Origin of the sequence: Sunxiuqinia elliptica, assembly GCF_900113005.1 — a bacterium.
Lineage (GTDB): Bacteria > Bacteroidota > Bacteroidia > Bacteroidales > Prolixibacteraceae > Sunxiuqinia > Sunxiuqinia elliptica.
On record NZ_FONW01000005.1, the window covers coordinates 46,694 to 62,439 of the forward strand.

The 15,746-nt window shown below is 41.0% G+C and carries 14 protein-coding genes; 5 read left to right on the forward strand and 9 right to left on the reverse strand.

Annotated features, from left to right (window positions below; genetic code table 11):
• Window positions 1-8: 8 nt before the first annotated feature.
• From BM156_RS11145 to BM156_RS11155, 3 genes are all read right to left on the reverse strand, one after another.
• Window positions 9-2,114, reverse strand: coding sequence for a tetratricopeptide repeat-containing sensor histidine kinase (locus tag BM156_RS11145; RefSeq protein WP_093919955.1), 2,106 nt, complete (start codon window positions 2,112-2,114; stop codon window positions 9-11).
• A 124-nt stretch (window positions 2,115-2,238) separates the two neighbouring features.
• Window positions 2,239-2,586 (reverse strand): hypothetical protein, encoded by a 348-nt coding sequence (locus tag BM156_RS11150; RefSeq protein WP_093919956.1) that lies wholly within the window; start codon window positions 2,584-2,586, stop codon window positions 2,239-2,241.
• 327 nt (window positions 2,587-2,913) lie between these two features.
• Complete coding sequence (locus tag BM156_RS11155; protein WP_093919957.1) at window positions 2,914-3,855, reverse strand: formylglycine-generating enzyme family protein; 942 nt, start codon at window positions 3,853-3,855, stop codon at window positions 2,914-2,916.
• A 157-nt stretch (window positions 3,856-4,012) separates the two neighbouring features.
• Here BM156_RS11155 and BM156_RS11160 point away from each other — a divergent pair, with 157 nt between their 5' ends.
• The gene (locus BM156_RS11160; RefSeq protein WP_093919958.1) at window positions 4,013-4,624 is read left to right on the forward strand and encodes a hypothetical protein; all 612 of its coding nucleotides are present in this window, start codon (window positions 4,013-4,015) and stop codon (window positions 4,622-4,624) included.
• Window positions 4,625-4,661: 37 nt separating this feature from the next.
• Here the strand turns inward: BM156_RS11160 and BM156_RS11165 are convergent, their stop codons facing one another.
• Window positions 4,662-6,128 carry an aminotransferase class V-fold PLP-dependent enzyme gene (locus BM156_RS11165; RefSeq protein WP_093919959.1) on the reverse strand — a complete coding sequence of 489 codons (1,467 nt, stop codon included), beginning with the start codon at window positions 6,126-6,128 and terminating at the stop codon, window positions 4,662-4,664.
• A gap of 196 nt (window positions 6,129-6,324) precedes the next feature.
• Between BM156_RS11165 and htpG the strand changes: the two genes are divergently transcribed.
• Window positions 6,325-8,376, forward strand: coding sequence for a molecular chaperone HtpG (gene htpG, locus BM156_RS11170; RefSeq protein WP_093920128.1), 2,052 nt, complete (start codon window positions 6,325-6,327; stop codon window positions 8,374-8,376).
• A gap of 121 nt (window positions 8,377-8,497) precedes the next feature.
• On the opposite strand, the gene BM156_RS11175 is transcribed toward htpG, so the two are convergent.
• Window positions 8,498-8,977 carry an Lrp/AsnC family transcriptional regulator gene (locus BM156_RS11175; RefSeq protein ID WP_093919960.1) on the reverse strand — a complete coding sequence of 160 codons (480 nt, stop codon included), beginning with the start codon at window positions 8,975-8,977 and terminating at the stop codon, window positions 8,498-8,500.
• 219 nt (window positions 8,978-9,196) lie between these two features.
• On the reverse strand, window positions 9,197-10,474 hold the full coding sequence (locus tag BM156_RS11180; RefSeq protein WP_093919961.1) for a mechanosensitive ion channel family protein: 1,278 nt from the start codon (window positions 10,472-10,474) through the stop codon (window positions 9,197-9,199).
• 171 nt (window positions 10,475-10,645) lie between these two features.
• Here BM156_RS11180 and BM156_RS11185 point away from each other — a divergent pair, with 171 nt between their 5' ends.
• Window positions 10,646-11,929 (forward strand): M64 family metallopeptidase, encoded by a 1,284-nt coding sequence (locus tag BM156_RS11185; protein WP_093919962.1) that lies wholly within the window; start codon window positions 10,646-10,648, stop codon window positions 11,927-11,929.
• A 116-nt stretch (window positions 11,930-12,045) separates the two neighbouring features.
• Here the strand turns inward: BM156_RS11185 and BM156_RS11190 are convergent, their stop codons facing one another.
• On the reverse strand, window positions 12,046-12,384 hold the full coding sequence (locus BM156_RS11190) for a DUF6249 domain-containing protein (RefSeq protein ID WP_093919963.1): 339 nt from the start codon (window positions 12,382-12,384) through the stop codon (window positions 12,046-12,048).
• A gap of 249 nt (window positions 12,385-12,633) precedes the next feature.
• Between BM156_RS11190 and BM156_RS11195 the strand changes: the two genes are divergently transcribed.
• Both BM156_RS11195 and BM156_RS11200 read left to right on the forward strand, forming a co-directional pair.
• A complete protein-coding gene (locus tag BM156_RS11195) occupies window positions 12,634-13,209 on the forward strand; it encodes an RNA polymerase sigma factor (RefSeq protein ID WP_093919964.1) in 576 nt (191 codons plus the stop codon).
• An 18-nt stretch (window positions 13,210-13,227) separates the two neighbouring features.
• The gene (locus BM156_RS11200) at window positions 13,228-13,653 is read left to right on the forward strand and encodes a hypothetical protein (RefSeq protein WP_093919965.1); all 426 of its coding nucleotides are present in this window, start codon (window positions 13,228-13,230) and stop codon (window positions 13,651-13,653) included.
• Window positions 13,654-13,678: 25 nt separating this feature from the next.
• Here the strand turns inward: BM156_RS11200 and BM156_RS11205 are convergent, their stop codons facing one another.
• Window positions 13,679-14,635, reverse strand: coding sequence for a calcium/sodium antiporter (locus BM156_RS11205; protein ID WP_093919966.1), 957 nt, complete (start codon window positions 14,633-14,635; stop codon window positions 13,679-13,681).
• Between the two features lie 173 nt (window positions 14,636-14,808).
• Window positions 14,809-15,732: a DsbA family protein gene (locus BM156_RS11210; RefSeq protein ID WP_093920129.1), complete on the reverse strand. Its 924-nt coding sequence runs from the start codon at window positions 15,730-15,732 to the stop codon at window positions 14,809-14,811.
• Window positions 15,733-15,746: the final 14 nt, after the last annotated feature.

A 15,746-nucleotide genomic window follows, 5' to 3' on the forward strand; every position in this document is an offset into this window, starting at 1 on the left:
AACAGTCGCTAATTAATTGATGGAATCAATGTTTGGGTTTTACGTTCTTGCTTGCTGATATTTTGGTGAGAATTAGCGGAAGGTAGTTTGAAGCAAAATGTGCTTCCTTGTTTCAAATTGCTTTCAACCCAAATGGTTCCTCCCATGGCATGAACAAATTCCTGGCAGACAGTTAAGCCCAAGCCTGAACTTTTTTCTCCTTCGGTTCCGGGCGTTACCTTATCGCGGTTAATCGAAAATAGAATGTGTTGTTTGTCTTTCGGAACACCAATGCCCGAGTCTTTAACACAAACGGTAACTTCATTTTCAATCTGCCTGAATTCTACTTGGATCGAACCTTCTCGGGGGGTAAACTTAATGGCATTGTTTATCAAATTTCGGCAAATGGTTTTGACCATGTTGCGGTCTCCCCATAGTTGTTGATCTTCTTCGGTAGGACAGCTAAGGTGGATTTCTTTCGATTCAGCAATGGAAATATACAAGTCAAAACACTCTTCAATAATTTCTCGGATGCTCACCGACTCATAAAAAGGCTTGAGTCCTGCGGTTTGGCTTTTGGCCCAACTGAGTAAGTTGTCTGTCAGTTCTAACACCTGGTCATTTTTCTGATCCATCATTCGGGTAACTTGCTTCAAATCATCCATCCGGTTATCAGCTAGGTAAAAACCGATAAGCTTGGAAACATTGGAAATGGAAACAAGCGGACTTCGCAAATCGTGCGCGATAATACTGAAAAGCTTATTCTGGGTATGGATTGACTTTTGCAATTTCTCATTTTGTGTCGAAATCTTGTTTCGCTGGCTCAAAATTCGTTGTCCCTGCAGCTGTAGAAGTCGATTGACCTTTTTATAGTAATAATAGAAATAAATGAAAACGGCCAGAATACCAACGACCAAAATCGTAAAAACAATCAGGTAGTTGCGCTGTGTTCGCTGAATGTAGATTTGATCTTCTTTTAGTTGATTCTCTTTTTCTAATAGTGTAATCTGGTTGTTTTTCTTTTCGGTTTCGTATTGTTTTTCCAGCTCCAGAATTTTTTCAGCGGTCTCCAGTTGGTAAATACTGTCGTTAAGATGAGCCCATTTTTCGAAATATTGTAGCGCTTTTTCCATATGGTCGACGCTTCGTTCTTGGTAGCCCATGTGCCAATAGTTCAAATAGAGATTTTTGTAGTTACCAAGTACTGATTTCGAATTTTGGGCTTTGCGGGCGATTCCTAATGCTTGTAAGAAATAGGCTTCAGCTTGCTTGTAGTTATCTTGATCTAAGTTAATTGCTCCTAAAACCCTGTAGCACCGTTCAATTTTTATTTGGTCACCAAGCTTTATGTTTGCCTCCAACGATTTTGTGATGTATTCTTCTGCTTGTTTGTAACGTTTTTGTCGATAATATAAAGCACCAAGATTATAGGTTATTGTTGCGTGATCCCTTGGACTATTGATTAGTTGTATTTCGTTATAGGCCTTATTGAAGAAGACTTCCGCTTCCGAGTAATTTCGTTGGGTGGCATATACATTTCCTTTATTCATGGAAAGCATGAAGTGTTGTTTGTCGGTTAGTTGATAAAAGTAGTTGCTGTCGAGTTGGTTAAAATACGCTAGTGAGCTGGAATAGTTCTTCATTTTTCGATGAAGCGTACCCAAGGTATTTAATATTCCGAATCTAAGATCAATAGGATCGAAGTCGTCTAGCAATCGTTCAGCTTTAAGTAGATGTTTGATTGCTTCTTCAAAATTATAATCGTTTTCAAAAGAATAAGCGAGGGCAGAATGTGATTTAATGGTAATCAATCGGTTGTTCTGTTGTTGGCTTTCTTGCAGAACTTGATTGAGTATGAAATAAGCCGTGTCTTTTTGTCCTAGTTTGAAAAAGGCTTTTCCTTGTAAAAATTGTGTTTCCCATAATCCTTCTTGATGATGGAGGCTTGCAGTTCGGGCTTGAACTTGTTTACTTAGCAGCAGTGCACTGTCTAAGTTACGTTCCAGGAGGTGGTTGATTTGCTCCAAAAGCAGATTCACTTCAACGGAGTCAGCTTTGCTCGGTTGCTGTGCTCTATTCGGTTGAAAGTATAAACTAAGTAAGATAAGCAAAAGAAACTGCAAGTTCTTAAGCATAACACCAGATGATTAAGATAAAGTTTAAGCGCAATGAAAGGTACAAAAAAGCTCAAGAAAACTCAAAAAAGAAGGAGAAGTCATTGACTCTTGAGACAACGACTTCTGTTGGAATTAGTTTTTATCAATTATCTGCATCAATAAAGTCAATATCAGTTTCTTCATCTGCAGGAGGCCCAAGTCTCTCTTCTTGCATTTTCTGCTGAACGATACATTTTATGGTTTTATATTTGTCAGCTTTTTCCAATGGAATTCCGACAGTTGTCGAAAAGATGGGGAGATCTGGCCCATTGACTACTTGTGTTTCGGAAGATAAGGTGATGATTACTCCCCAGTAAGCTTGTTCGTTCTTTTTTACTTCTTGCTGTTCAATACTGGTGATTGTTTGGTCTTTGTTACCCGATAGAACAACATCTAAAGTGAAATCGACAGTCGTTTTAGCTAAGCTTAGGTAAGGTTTAAAACTTTTCATAAGTAGAATTTTAAAATTAATGCTATTAAGTTATAAAATAAATGATACAGCTTTGGTGAAGTGTTGGTAATTATTTTGTTAGAAAGGTATTTTTATCAATTGTTTGGTAAATATTTTCCAATTTCAGTAAAACAGCCTAACGAAAGATTTGTTTTGAACTAAATGAAAATGAAGCCTTTTATAGGCTTGTACAGTTCAAGGGGTGATCAGACTTACTGGCGTCAAAATTTTCTCGCTCTCGTCCTTCTTAGCTGAGGAAAAAGCGAGAAAATCATGATCAGATTTTAGAGCAAATTCTTTTGGTAACAGTTGATTTGCTAGTTGTGGCTATTTCTCTGGGGCATCTGCCGCACAGCGAAACCCAGTGTTGAAGAGTGAGGTCTCGAGTGAGTTGAATGAGCGGCCGGAAACGGTGTAGCTGTTTTCCCTATTCTGATCGAAGAAGAAAGAGCCTCCGCGTATAACTTTGATTTGCTCGTTGCGTTTGTAGGGAGTTGGATTTCCCGGGTAGGGGGCGTAGGTATCTTCGCACCAATTCCAAACATTACCTCCCATATCAGTCAATCCGGCTTCATTTTTACCAAAAGCACCAACTGGAGACGTAAACTGGTATCCATCTTCAGTGGTGTTGGTCTCAATTGATTCGCCTTGCCAAACATTGGCTTGGTAGGCGCCGTCAATTAATAGCTGGTTGCCCCAACTAAAGCGCTGACCATTGTTTTTTCCACTGCGGGCAGCTACTTCCCATTCTGCTTCGGTTGGCAACCGTTTTCCAGCCCATTTGGCGTAAGCCTGAGCATCGTTCCAGCTAACATGGGTAACGGGGTGCTCGTCATTTGCAGCAGCTTCTCCCGGGCCCAAGGGATATTCCCAAGTTGTTCCCGGTTTCAGTTCCCATTGTTGCGTTTTGAAGTTAAATACGCCGGAATCTCCAAATTTCTCTGCTTCGGTTTTGTAGCCCGTTGATTTTATGAATTTGCGAAATGCAGCAACCGTTACCGGAGACTGATCGATGTAAAAAGCCTTAAGTGTCACCTCATGAACCGGCTTTTCATTTGGAAGGCCGGTTTCGCTTCCAATCAAATAACTACCTCCAGCAAAATGGACCATGTGTTCATAGTCGGGGGCTTGTGTTTTCGTGTTTTCGGTGGTAACTTCGCTAGTGGTTGACTTGGTAGTCTCTGGCTTTGTGTTTGGCTTGTTCGATTGGTTTTGACAAGCCATTAGAAGCCCGCTTGCCAGAATTAAGGCAGTCCATTTTAATTGCATGTGATGTTGAATTTATTTGACCGATAAAAATGATGATTTCTAATCGTTAATCAAAACGAATGACAAAGATGATCGTGTTTTGAGAAGTATTTCTCCTTGAGTTCGGTTGATATGGAGACTCTGATCGTATAAATCGTAATTCCAAAAATCATTAATCATGAAATCTAAAAGCGTAGTACTCGTTAGTTTGCTGGTTTTATTCTTATCTGGTTGTATAGTCTTCTCATTTTATCCGCTGTATACGGAAGAAGACTTATTCCCCAATGATCTGCTCGTTGGTGAGTGGATAGATGCTGACTCAACAACTTGGGAATTTGATTTTAACTATTTCGGGAAACCTGTTTTGGAGAATCGAGACAGCACTGCTTTTATTTTAAGAATGAAAGAAAAGGATAGCCAGGAATTCAGCAAGCAAGAGTTTTTAGTTCGTGTAATCGAATTAGGAGGACATTATTTTCTTGACTTCTACATGGAAGAGTATTTAAAAGAGAATGACTTGACTTTTTTTGATTTACACCTTATGCCTGTTCATACTTTTGCCAAGTTGGAATTGGATGGAGACGATGCTAAAATAAGTTGGTTTTCCAGTGCTTGGCTGGAGGAACTTATTGAGCAAAATCGAACCCACATTCGATATGAAAACAATGGGGACCACATTTTACTGACAGCAAAACCTCAGGAACTACAAGAGTTTGTGGTTCGCTATGTAAATGCACCGGATGCTTTTGATGATGGCTTATCAGCTAGCTTACACCGAATAGCGAATTAGCCCGTCTTATCTGGAGACTCGGTGAGTATTGCTTGGCTTATAACTTAAACCATTCCTGAGCTTTTATATGAAAACTCTTTTCATCTTTATGGCTAAAGGTATTGGTTCGAGGAACCGGAGCATAATCTGCTGAGTAAGTCTCAAAGTGTTCAATAATATCTTTGAGGGCATCGATAAAGAGCTGCACTTCTTCGTCAGTCATGGTTGGATGAAGCGACCAACGCACCCAACCTGGTTTTTCCGACAGGTCTCCGTGACTGATTTGGTCCGTAATCTCATCGGATCGTTCGGCGGTTACTTCCAGTAGAAAGTGCCCGTAAGTGCCGGCGCAGGCACATCCCCCGCGAACTTGAATGCCGTATAAGTCGTTGAGCAATTGCACCAAGAGGTTGTAGTGAATGCCCGGTACGTAAAAAGAGATTACGCCAAGCCGATCGCGTTCATTGTTTGCCAGAATTTGGACTTCCGGGATGGTGTCAAGTCCTTCAAACGCAAGAGTGAGTAGCTCCTCTTCGCGTTTGCGGATATTTTCAATTCCCATTTGGTCTTTTAATTGGAAGCAAAGAGCTGTTTTTATCGATTGAAGAAATCCAGGAGTCCCTCCATCTTCACGAGCCTCGATATTATCAACGTATTTGTATTTTCCCCAAGGATTGGTCCAGTCAACGGTTCCACCTCCCGGATGGTCGGGCACGGTGTTGTGATACATCGACTTATCAAACACCAAAACTCCAGAAGAACCGGGGCCTCCTAAAAACTTGTGAGGTGAAAATAGAATTGCATCCAGTTTCATCATTGGATCTTTGGGGTGCATATTGATCTCGTCATAGGGAGCAGACGCTGCAAAGTCAATGAAAGCAACTCCACCATATTCGTGCATAATCTTGGCCAGTTCGTAGAATGGTGTTCGTATTCCTGTTACATTGGAGCAAGCTGTGAATGCGCCAATTTTGAACGGACGATCTTTATAGTCTTCGAGCTTCTTGCGCAGGTTTTCAGGCTTCACAAGCAGGTTCTCATCAGGTTCAATAATGACCACATCAGCGATTGTTTCGTACCAACTGGTGTGGTTGGAGTGGTGCTCCATATGGGTGATGAAAACAACCGGCTTTTCTCGTTCTTCAAGGCAGCTTTTGTCCAATAATTTTCCATAGGTCTTTAGCCCTAAAATACGCTGAAACTTATTAATCACGGCGGTCATCCCAAATCCTGCGGTAATGATTACGTCATTAGGTCCAGCATGAACATGGTCTTTAATGATTCGGTGAGATAGTTGGTAGGCGGTGGTCATCAGGGCGCCGGTTTCGCTGGTTTCGGTATGTGTATTGGCAACAAAAGGTCCAAACTCGTCCTGTAGTTTTTGCTCAATCGGGCGATAGAGCCTTCCACTGGCAATCCAGTCGCCATAGACAATTTTTTTCTTCCCAAACGGACTGGTAAAAGACTGATCGATCCCGATAATTTGATCGCGAAACGCTTTAAAGTAATTTTCCAACTGCCTCATAGTTCTTTCCTATTTTCAACTTCGATGGTAAAAATAGAGTATTCGACTGACATAAGAACAGAAAAAAATCATTTTTTAGTGTCGTAAGGGGGGAGGCATGGAAGGTGGAATGACAATTCGTCATTGTTCTGAAATGGCATGCGGTTTGAAAAAAAGCCTACATCAAATTGATGTTAAACTAAAAAATATAAGTACGATGCAAAAAGGTAAAATTGGCGTTTCCAGTGACAATTTATTCCCAATCATCAAAAAGTTTTTATACTCAGATCACGATATCTTTCTTCGTGAAATTGTTTCCAATGCTGTTGATGCAACTCAAAAACTGAAGACTTTGGCTGGTCGTGGCGAAACTTCGGCTTCTACAGAGAATGCTAAAGTTCGGGTGACTCTGGATGAGGATCAGAAGACCATTACTGTTTCGGATAATGGAATCGGGATGACAGCCGATGAAATTGAAAAATACATTAACCAGATTGCTTTCTCAGGAGCTAACGAGTTTCTGGAAAAATATGAAAACGATGCCAATGCGATTATTGGCCATTTTGGTTTAGGATTCTATTCTTCATTCATGATCTCAAGCAAGGTTGAGATTGTGACTAAGTCGCACAAGGATGGAGCCCAGGCGGTTAAGTGGTCTTGCGATGGAAGTCCGGAATACAGCATTGAAGATGCAGAGCGTGATGGTGTTGGAACAGACATTATTATGCATGTGAATGAAGATTCAGCAGAGTTTTTGAATAAAGAACGAATTGCTGAAATTTTGAATAAGTACTGTAAGTTCTTGCCTGTTCCGGTTGTATTTGGGAAAGAAACCGAGTGGAAGGATGGTCAGGAAGTTGAAACAGAAAAAGAGAATCAAATCAACGATATCAATCCAGCTTGGACGAAAACACCGGTTGATTTGAAAGATGAAGACTACGCCGAATTTTACCGGAAGTTGTATCCAATGAGCGAAGAGCCATTGTTTAATATTCACCTGAACGTTGATTATCCATTCAACCTGACTGGAATTCTGTATTTTCCAAAATTGAAAAACAGTATTGAAGTTCAAAAGAATAAGATTCAGCTTTATTCTAACCAAGTTTTTGTTACGGACTCGGTTGAGGGAATTGTGCCTGAGTTTTTGACTTTGTTGCATGGGGTAATTGATTCACCGGATATTCCATTGAACGTTTCTCGTTCTTACTTGCAAAGCGATTCAAATGTGAAAAAGATCAGCAGCCACGTCACGAAGAAAGTGGCCGATCGTTTGCATCAGCTTTTCAAAGACAGCCGTGAGGACTTTGAGAGCAAGTGGGATGATCTCAAGATTTTTATCGAGTACGGAATGCTTACTGATGAAAAGTTTGCAGAACGTGCCATGAACTTCTTCTTGTTTAAGAATACTGATGGTAAGTATTTTACTTTCGAGGAATATGAAACACTGATTAAAGAAAATCAGACGAATAAGGAGAATAACCTGGTTTATTTATACACCAGCAACTTGGATGAGCAATACTCTTTTGTACAAACAGCCAAGGATAAAGGCTATGATGTCTTGATCTTGGATGATGTTTTGGCTACTCCGCTGTTAAACAAATTTGAGCAAAAGTATACTGATAAGCGCTTTGTTCGTGTGGACTCGGATGTGATTGAAAACCTGATTCAGAAAGAGGACGAACAAGATGAAATGTCTTGGGAGGAAAAAGATGAACTAAGTCCGGTTTTCCAAGCTGTTTGTCCAGACACGAATGGAATTAACTACATCGTTGATTTCAAAAACCTGGGAGAGAACGGCCAGCCGATTGTCATCACTCGCAATGAGTTTATGCGCCGGATGAAAGATATGGGCCAGTTGCAAGGCGGTATGAACATGTATGGCGACCTGCCTGACAGCTTGAATATGGTGGTTAATACGGCGCATCCATTAGTGAAAAAGGTACTTGAGGACAAAGACCAAAAGTTGGGTGATGCCTTGACCACAATCAAAACTGACTTGGATGCTCAAAAGCAAGAGCGTGAAGCTTTGGAAAAAGCCAAAGAAGGTAAAAAAGAAGAAGAAGTTCCTGCAGCAGACAAGGAGAAATTGGAAGATTTAAGTAAGTCAATTGCTGAGTTGGAGCAACAGAAGCGCGAAAGATTAGGTGAGTTTGGAAAAGAAAACAAGCTAACCAAGCAACTTGTCGATTTGGCTTTACTGGCTAACGGCATGCTAAAAGGCGAAGCGCTTGATAAATTTGTTCGCCGAAGTGTTGATTTAATCAAATAAAGAATAGCGACTCGTTCGCTTACTGTTTTAGAGGTAAAATGCGGTTTGGTTTTCCAGATCGCATTTTTTTGTGTAAAAAATGCCTCCCAAAAAGGAGGCATTTATGCTATTGGGTATTACATTATTTTATCGGAACCTGGCGTTTGAATTCCATCTCCAAAGAAATGAAAGTTTCAGTCCGGGCAATGCCCTCTACCTCTTGCATATCCACATCAATGATGTGTTTTAAATGCTTGTTGGTTTTGGTTTGAATTTTGATAAAAATGGCATACGACCCAGTAGTGTAATGACACTCTACAATTTCCGGAATCTTTTTTAAAGCTTCGACTACCTGAACGTGGTACGTGGCTTTTTCCAGGAATAACCCCATGTAAGCACAAGTATTGTATCCCAATTTTGATGGGCTAACAATAAATTCACTTCCGGATACAACGCCTAAATTTAAAAGTCGCTGTACTCGTTGGTGAATGGCTGCCCCCGAAACGCCACATTCCCGGGCTACTTCCAGAAATGGAATTCGTGCATTTTTAGTAATCAACCGTAGGATTTTTTCATCCAACTCGTCGATCTGTGGAAGCGGATCTGTATGTTCTTGATTCATTTTTGTTAATTTTTTTCAACTTTAAAATCAAAAGTTAAAGATACAAAAAAACGACAATTATTAATTAACCGTATTTAATAACATGTTTTTCGTGATGATTTGTAAGTAAACAATCTAAAAAGGTTATAAATAGTTGTCTTAAAATTTTGATCGGCAAAAGTAAGCTATTTTTTTAATATTCTCAATGATTGGATGACATACTATTTGAAAATCGATATGTTATTGATTATTTTTTGAATCCAAAGATGTTTGCTGTATAAATTCAGTGATGTCATTACCACTTGGATTTTGGAAAACCCGCAAGCCAAATTCCGGCAAAATTGCTAATACATGATCCATTATGTCTGCTTGAATGGATTCATAATTAGCCCATTCCTGATCTTTGCTGAAAACATAAAATTCAAGAGGTAAGCCTTTTTCTGAAGGTTGAAGGTGGCGTACCAAAAAGGTCATATGCTGATGAATCTTTGGATGCTGTTTGAGATAATTTTCCAGGTAGTGACGGAAAACTCCCAAGTTGGTTTGCCGTCGGCCATTAAAAATATCGCCCTCTTCAACTTTCAGTTTCTTATTATGTGCTTCAATTTCTTTTTCGCGTTCGGTAATATAATCTTTTAGTATGTAGAAATGACTTAGTCTTTCAAGCATTTGCTTGTCACAAAATCGAACACTGCGCATATCCAGATTTACTGAGCGCTTAATTCGGCGTCCGCCTGATTCTTCCATTCCAACCCAGTTGTTAAACGACTCCGAAACCAAGGCATACGTAGGAATGGTGGTAATCGTTTTGTCCCAGTTCTGAACTTTTACGGTGTTCAGGCTGATGTCGATAACTGTTCCATCGGCATTGTGGCTTGGCATGGCAATCCAGTCGCCAGGTTTTAGCATTTTGTTGGCTGATAGCTGGATGCTGGCAACCAAACTTAAAATGGTATCTTTAAATACCAACAGCAAAACAGCGGCAATTGCACCTAAACCTCCAATAAGATAAAGTGGAGATTTATTAATGAGCACAGCGATAACAAAAATAACACCGATGCAGATGATCAGGATTTGGAGCAGCTGAATATAGCCTTTAATGGGGCGGTTGACAGCATAGGGAGTGGTTTGGTAAATGTCGTTGGCAGCATTGGCAAACCGGACGGCAAACAGGGTGAAAATACCGACAAAGTAGATTCGAACGGAGCCTAAAAGAAGGTTGCTGATGAACTCGTTTCCTGAAAAATCGTAAGTGTAATAGATAATCAGGGCTGGGCTGATATGGGCCAGTGCCCGAAATACGCGTCGTTGAATCAGAAAGTCGTCCCATTGGGTTTTCGTTTTTTCAACAAATTGATGAACAATCCGGGCCATTATTTGCCGGGTTAGCCAGTGAGCTCCAAACGAAACTAAAAATAAAACGATCAGGCCGGCAAAAATGGCAATAGGGGTGCCAATGCCATCGGGGACATTCAGATCCCTCAAAATTGTTTCAAAGAGTTGTAGTAAATATTTCATTCGTCTATAATTATTTATGTCGTTTACATTTGCTGAAATTTCCAATAAATCTTTATGCTTCTTTTTTGTGAATCTGAAGAAGAAAGACTTCTATTCGTTTCATAGGACAAATGTCAAATTGATTCTACTTTTTTGTTGTTAAATTTAAAGGCTAAAATTAATGAATTTGTTATGATTGGGAAATGGCAATTATTGGGGGTCTTATTTATGCTTTTGCCTTGTTTGACATGGGGCGATAATGAGTTTAGTAACTATTTTGAAAATCATTCGTTAAGGGTTGATTATTTGCTTGTTGGGAATCATGATACGGTGGAGGTCGTGATGCATCAGCTAAAAAAAGAAAAGCAGTATGGTGGTTCTCAGACCAAATTGATTGATGAATACGATCGGGGAACTTACCGTTATCGACTGTTTGATGTTGCCTCAGGAAACCTGATTTTTTCCAAAGGTTTTTGTCCTCTTTTTCAGGAATGGCAAAGCACAGAGGAAGCCACCAAGCAAAAAGGTAGCTTTTACCAAGTGGCTATTTTTCCCTTTCCGAAGAAAAAATGTAACATGGTAGTGGAAGAGCGAGGATGGAATGGAAAGTTTGTGGAGTTGTTCCGGACCGAAATTGATCCGAAAGACTATTTCATTCTGGATGAGCAGGTGCCCGATTATCCGGTTATCAAACTGATGGAGAATGGAAAGCCGCGTTCGAAAGTTGATGTGGCCATTTTGCCAGAAGGTTATCAAGCTTCAGAGATGAAGAAATTTTTAGCCGATGCTCAGCGTATGCTCGATGCCATGTTTCAAGTAAGCCCTTTTAAAGAGGCGAAGCACGATTTTAATGTCTATGCTGTTGAAGTACCTTCACAAGAGTCGGGAACCGATGTCCCAGGTGAGGGGATCTATCGAAACACTGCTTTTAACTCGACTTTTTACACATTTGATACGCCACGCTACCTTACGTCTCAGGATATGCTGTCCATTCATGATGCTGCGGCAGCCGTTCCGTACGATCATGTTTATGTGTTGGTGAATACGGATCGATATGGTGGTGGTGGTTTCTACAACTATTTGTCCCTGACTTCGGTGGATGATGTTTTAGCCGAAAAGGTATTTATTCATGAGTTCGGCCATGGACTAGCAGGCTTAGCTGATGAGTATTATAGTTCGGACGTAGCTTATGCTGATTATTATAACCTGGAAGTGGAGCCTTGGGAACCCAACATCACCACTTTGGTTGATTTTAAATCAAAATGGGCCGATTTAATTGATGAGACAACACTGCAGCCAACTCCTCGTACGAACAAGTATTCGAAGAAAGTCGGACTTTTTGAAGGTGGCGGTTACCAGTCAAAGGGAATTTATAGCCCCGTGATGGATTGCCGAATGAAAAGTAATGAACCCGATGTGTTTTGTCCGGTTTGTGAAAGAGCCATTAAAGAAGTAATCGAGTGGCATTGCGACTAATGCAAGCTTGAGGTAATTGGCTTATCTCTATGAAATACCAAAGGCTGTTTGAACTTAGTCATGAATTGATCTTGACTTTTTCAAACAGCCTTTGGTTATATCGTGCGAGATGAACCTTATTCTTTGTCTTCTTTTTTAGATTGAATGAGGTAGCCTGCAATCAAACCCAAACCTCCAAACAGGAAGATCATGGAAACGTAACAGGTGCCTTCTTCCAGCGAGGTGTTCATATCCAGAATGTTTCCGACTAAAACACCAATTGCCACACCGACAAACAGTAAGCCAAACTTCAGGCTCAAAAAGTTAGTGCCTTTCCAGCGCATTTTAAATGATTGTGGATCTGTTCCTCGTTCGATCATTGCCATACGCTCTTTATTACGTGTAGTCCAGAAGACGTACAAAATCGCAAAAACAAATGCGAAAAAACTTACCGGAATTACAATTGCTTCATTCATAGCTTTTATGTTTTATGTGTTTCAATTTTTTCTTCGCCCTTATGACGTCAGTTTTTTTATTCGGTTACAAACAAGGAATCTTTTTCTGAAAAAATGTTCTAAACAAAGGACTTTGAGTCGCAGAAAAGACTTAATGGTAGAGGGGGATTACCTCAATTTTCTCGATAAAAACGGCAGTGGAACAAAAGCGATTAATTATTTTTATTGAATTCTGTAACCAGAACGCATTCTCGTCGTCAAACAGGTAGTATGAACCGAAAGGATGATCATTATTACATTGAGCAGGTTGTCAATGGCAATGTTGCGGCTTTTTCATATTTGGTTGAAAAATATCGAGATATGGTCTACGGTTTATCTTTGAAAATGCTAAAAAACACGGAGGATGCCGAAGAGTTGGCTCAAGATACTTTTGTGAAAGCATTTCAATCATTAAGTTCATACCAGGGAAAGTCGAAGTTTTCAACTTGGTTGTATCGCATTACTTATAATGGGGCGATTACGCTGATGCGAAAACGAAAGTTGGCATTGTACTCGTTGGATGAGCAACGCCTGTCGGATGAAGATGAATTAACGATCGGAACCCGGCTGGCAGAAATTGATCAGGAAGAGTTGGCCGAAAGCCTGAAAAGAGCGATGGAGGAGCTTCCAGCGGACGATCAGGTGCTGATTACCCTGTTTTATTACGAAGACCAGCGAGTTGAAGATATTGCCCACATTACAGGCTTGAGTGCCAGTAATGTGAAAGTGAAAATTCACCGGGCACGAAAAAAAATGTATCTGTATTTGAAAGAAAACCTGGAAGAAGCCGTTTTTAATGTACTGTAATAAGGAAGGAGTAAAACGATGAAAGCAACAGATAAGCAATTTAAAAACTTGATGAAATCCTACCAACCGGAAAAAGCTCCGGCCAATTTTACCATGGATGTCATGAACCGGCTTTACGCTGAGACTAGTAAGATCTCGGAGTATAAGCCTGTGTTGAACAAGTGGGTGCTTCGGGTATTTGCCGTGCTTGTCGGAAGCTTTATTACTTATGCCATGTTTGCTACAGGAGGAACAGCGGCCGGTGAAAGTCTTCCCGGAGCCGAGCAGGTGAAAAGCTTGGTTTCTCAGGTTGACCTGTCTGGAGTTGCTGTGGCTGGTCATAAAATGGCCGGTTTGTTCGGCAGTCTTCCGCCAGTTGTGGTGGCAATTTTCTTGTCTGCCACTTTTCTGCTGCTTTTAGACCAGTTTTTCCTGAAACGCAAAAAACAGGTTGCTGATCAATAGTCTTTGTTGTTTTTCATCTCAGAAATTAAATCTCCATACCAACCAGGTAAGCGGTGTAGCCCAGGTAAATGACTAACATTAGTCCTGCTTCCCAACGATCCATTTTTTTCTTTTGTCCGGTAAACATGGCAATAAAAAGAAGGAGCGTTCCCCCAATTAACAAGTAAATATCAGTATTGAAAATGGGGTTGAACGAAATAGGCTTAACTAAAGCACTGGTCCCAAGAATCAAGAAGATGTTGAAGATATTTGAGCCGATAATATTTCCAACAGCGATATCGTTGTTTTTCTTCAGGGCGGCAACCACGGAAGTAGCAAGCTCGGGGAGGGAAGTTCCCAGTGCGACAATGGTCAGGCCGACAATTTTTTCGCTGATTCCAATTGCAGAAGCAATCGTCACGGCATTAGTTACAACCATTCGTCCTCCCAAAACAAGGCCGGCCATACCAACTAAAATCAATCCCCAAATCTTCAAAGGAGGCATCGTTTGGACAGCCTCTGAGGGAGTAGGAGCATCATTCTTTAGTTGCTTATAAACGTAGAATAGAAAGCCAGCAAATAAGGCGAGTAACACAAGTCCGTCGATTCGGGAGATGGAGCCAACGCCATTCCCTGAAAAATTATTGGCCAGCACAAAGAGCAGTACGGCAGCAAGTAAGGAAAACGGAATTTCTTTCCATACCGTACTGGATTGAACAACCATGGGGGTGATGAGTCCGGCAATTCCTAAAATGACAAAAAGATTGATGTTGTTACTGCCAATGACATTGCCAAACACCAGGTCGTGGTGATTTTGAATGGCTGCATAAAGATTAACCACCAACTCAGGAGCCGAAGTTCCAAAAGCAACAATGGTCAGTCCGATCGCAAGATCAGAAACATTGTATTTACGGGCCAGGGAGGATGCTCCGTTCACCATCCAGTCAGCTCCTTTTATGAGCAGAATGAGGCCCAGCACTAAAATCAAAAATTGTACAAGCATCAGTCAATCAATTAAAGTCATTTAAACTTTTTGCTAAAACAGTTGGTCTGCAGTTTTAGTTTGCCCGGCTACTCTTTGATGATTATTGAGCAGCATGAGCGGGTCCAAATGTATCGTAGTTTTTGATTGGTTGATGCTTGTCTGCTGTTTTTTATTTCTTATAAATACACTTGCTAATTCTTTTCGCTAAGCCGCCAGATTGAGCCATTTTTTATTGTGGTTTTCTCAAGGCGTTTTTCCTCAGCCAACTGTTGCAACAATTCTTCTGCTTTGGCTCTGGGCATTTCACTCAATTCAGCGAATTCACGCGTCGTCAAGCTTGAAAAAGCCTTAAAAAGTCCTTGCCACGATTTGTCGTAAGGTAATTTTTCAGCACTGGGATAAGCGCTTAAAATGGCTTCTTCGAAAGTTTTGTAAGGACGGACACCATAAATGATCTGTGGCTCTTGGTCTTTCCCAATAACGAAAAGGCTTGGAAAACCTCTTACTCCAAGCTGACGGGCTTGAGCCAGGTCTTCCTGGAAAAGTACTTTTGCTTCCTGTTCCATGGCCTGCTCCAGTTTTGCCGTATCCAGTTGAAGTTCGCTTGCCACTTGGTTGATGACTTCCTGACGGGCAATATTCTTCTTCTCAATGAAAAGCTGTTCGCGGATAAGACGCATAAAAGCCGTGGTTTTCTCTGGTGCTTGCATCTCAACAGCTTTAAAAGCAATGGAAGGCGGATAAGAAGAGTGCAGCGGATCTTCCAGCCAAACGCCTCCATCAATAGGCATGTCGTAGTGCTGGCTTACTTCTTCCCAATGGTGGGCAACATCCGACGGCTTGCTAATGCCCCCGCTGTTGTAACTCCAGTCGGGGAGGAGTCCGCCCATGCGATATTCAATTTCGAAATAAACACCGTATTCCAGTTGTAGTTTGCGTAGTTGAGGTTCAATTCCCCAACAGGCCGAACAAATGGGATCGGTATAATAAATAATTCGAACGGGTTTTTGATTGGGGCTGAGCGTTTGCCCTTCCTGCTGGCTTGATTGACCAGGAAGTTCACATAGTCCGGTTTCGGGATCGCACAAAAGTGGGTTGTTCGTTGTTTGTTTCATAGTGTCTGAATTTT

Bases quoted from the DNA above. Each gene is read 5' to 3' on its own strand.
- BM156_RS11185 (WP_093919962.1), top strand. From the start codon at position 10,646: ATGATTGGGAAATGGCAATTATTGGGGGTCTTATTTATGCTTTTGCCT.
- BM156_RS11150 (WP_093919956.1), bottom strand. From the start codon at position 2,586: ATGAAAAGTTTTAAACCTTACCTAAGCTTAGCTAAAACGACTGTCGAT.
- BM156_RS11195 (WP_093919964.1), top strand. From the start codon at position 12,634: ATGAACCGAAAGGATGATCATTATTACATTGAGCAGGTTGTCAATGGC.
- BM156_RS11165 (WP_093919959.1), bottom strand. From the start codon at position 6,128: ATGAGGCAGTTGGAAAATTACTTTAAAGCGTTTCGCGATCAAATTATC.
- BM156_RS11180 (WP_093919961.1), bottom strand. From the start codon at position 10,474: ATGAAATATTTACTACAACTCTTTGAAACAATTTTGAGGGATCTGAAT.
- BM156_RS11175 (WP_093919960.1), bottom strand. From the start codon at position 8,977: ATGAATCAAGAACATACAGATCCGCTTCCACAGATCGACGAGTTGGAT.
- BM156_RS11205 (WP_093919966.1), bottom strand. From the start codon at position 14,635: ATGCTTGTACAATTTTTGATTTTAGTGCTGGGCCTCATTCTGCTCATA.
- htpG (WP_093920128.1), top strand. From the start codon at position 6,325: ATGCAAAAAGGTAAAATTGGCGTTTCCAGTGACAATTTATTCCCAATC.
- BM156_RS11200 (WP_093919965.1), top strand. From the start codon at position 13,228: ATGAAAGCAACAGATAAGCAATTTAAAAACTTGATGAAATCCTACCAA.
- BM156_RS11210 (WP_093920129.1), bottom strand. From the start codon at position 15,732: ATGAAACAAACAACGAACAACCCACTTTTGTGCGATCCCGAAACCGGA.
- BM156_RS11145 (WP_093919955.1), bottom strand. From the start codon at position 2,114: ATGCTTAAGAACTTGCAGTTTCTTTTGCTTATCTTACTTAGTTTATAC.
- BM156_RS11155 (WP_093919957.1), bottom strand. From the start codon at position 3,855: ATGCAATTAAAATGGACTGCCTTAATTCTGGCAAGCGGGCTTCTAATG.
- BM156_RS11160 (WP_093919958.1), top strand. From the start codon at position 4,013: ATGAAATCTAAAAGCGTAGTACTCGTTAGTTTGCTGGTTTTATTCTTA.
- BM156_RS11190 (WP_093919963.1), bottom strand. From the start codon at position 12,384: ATGAATGAAGCAATTGTAATTCCGGTAAGTTTTTTCGCATTTGTTTTT.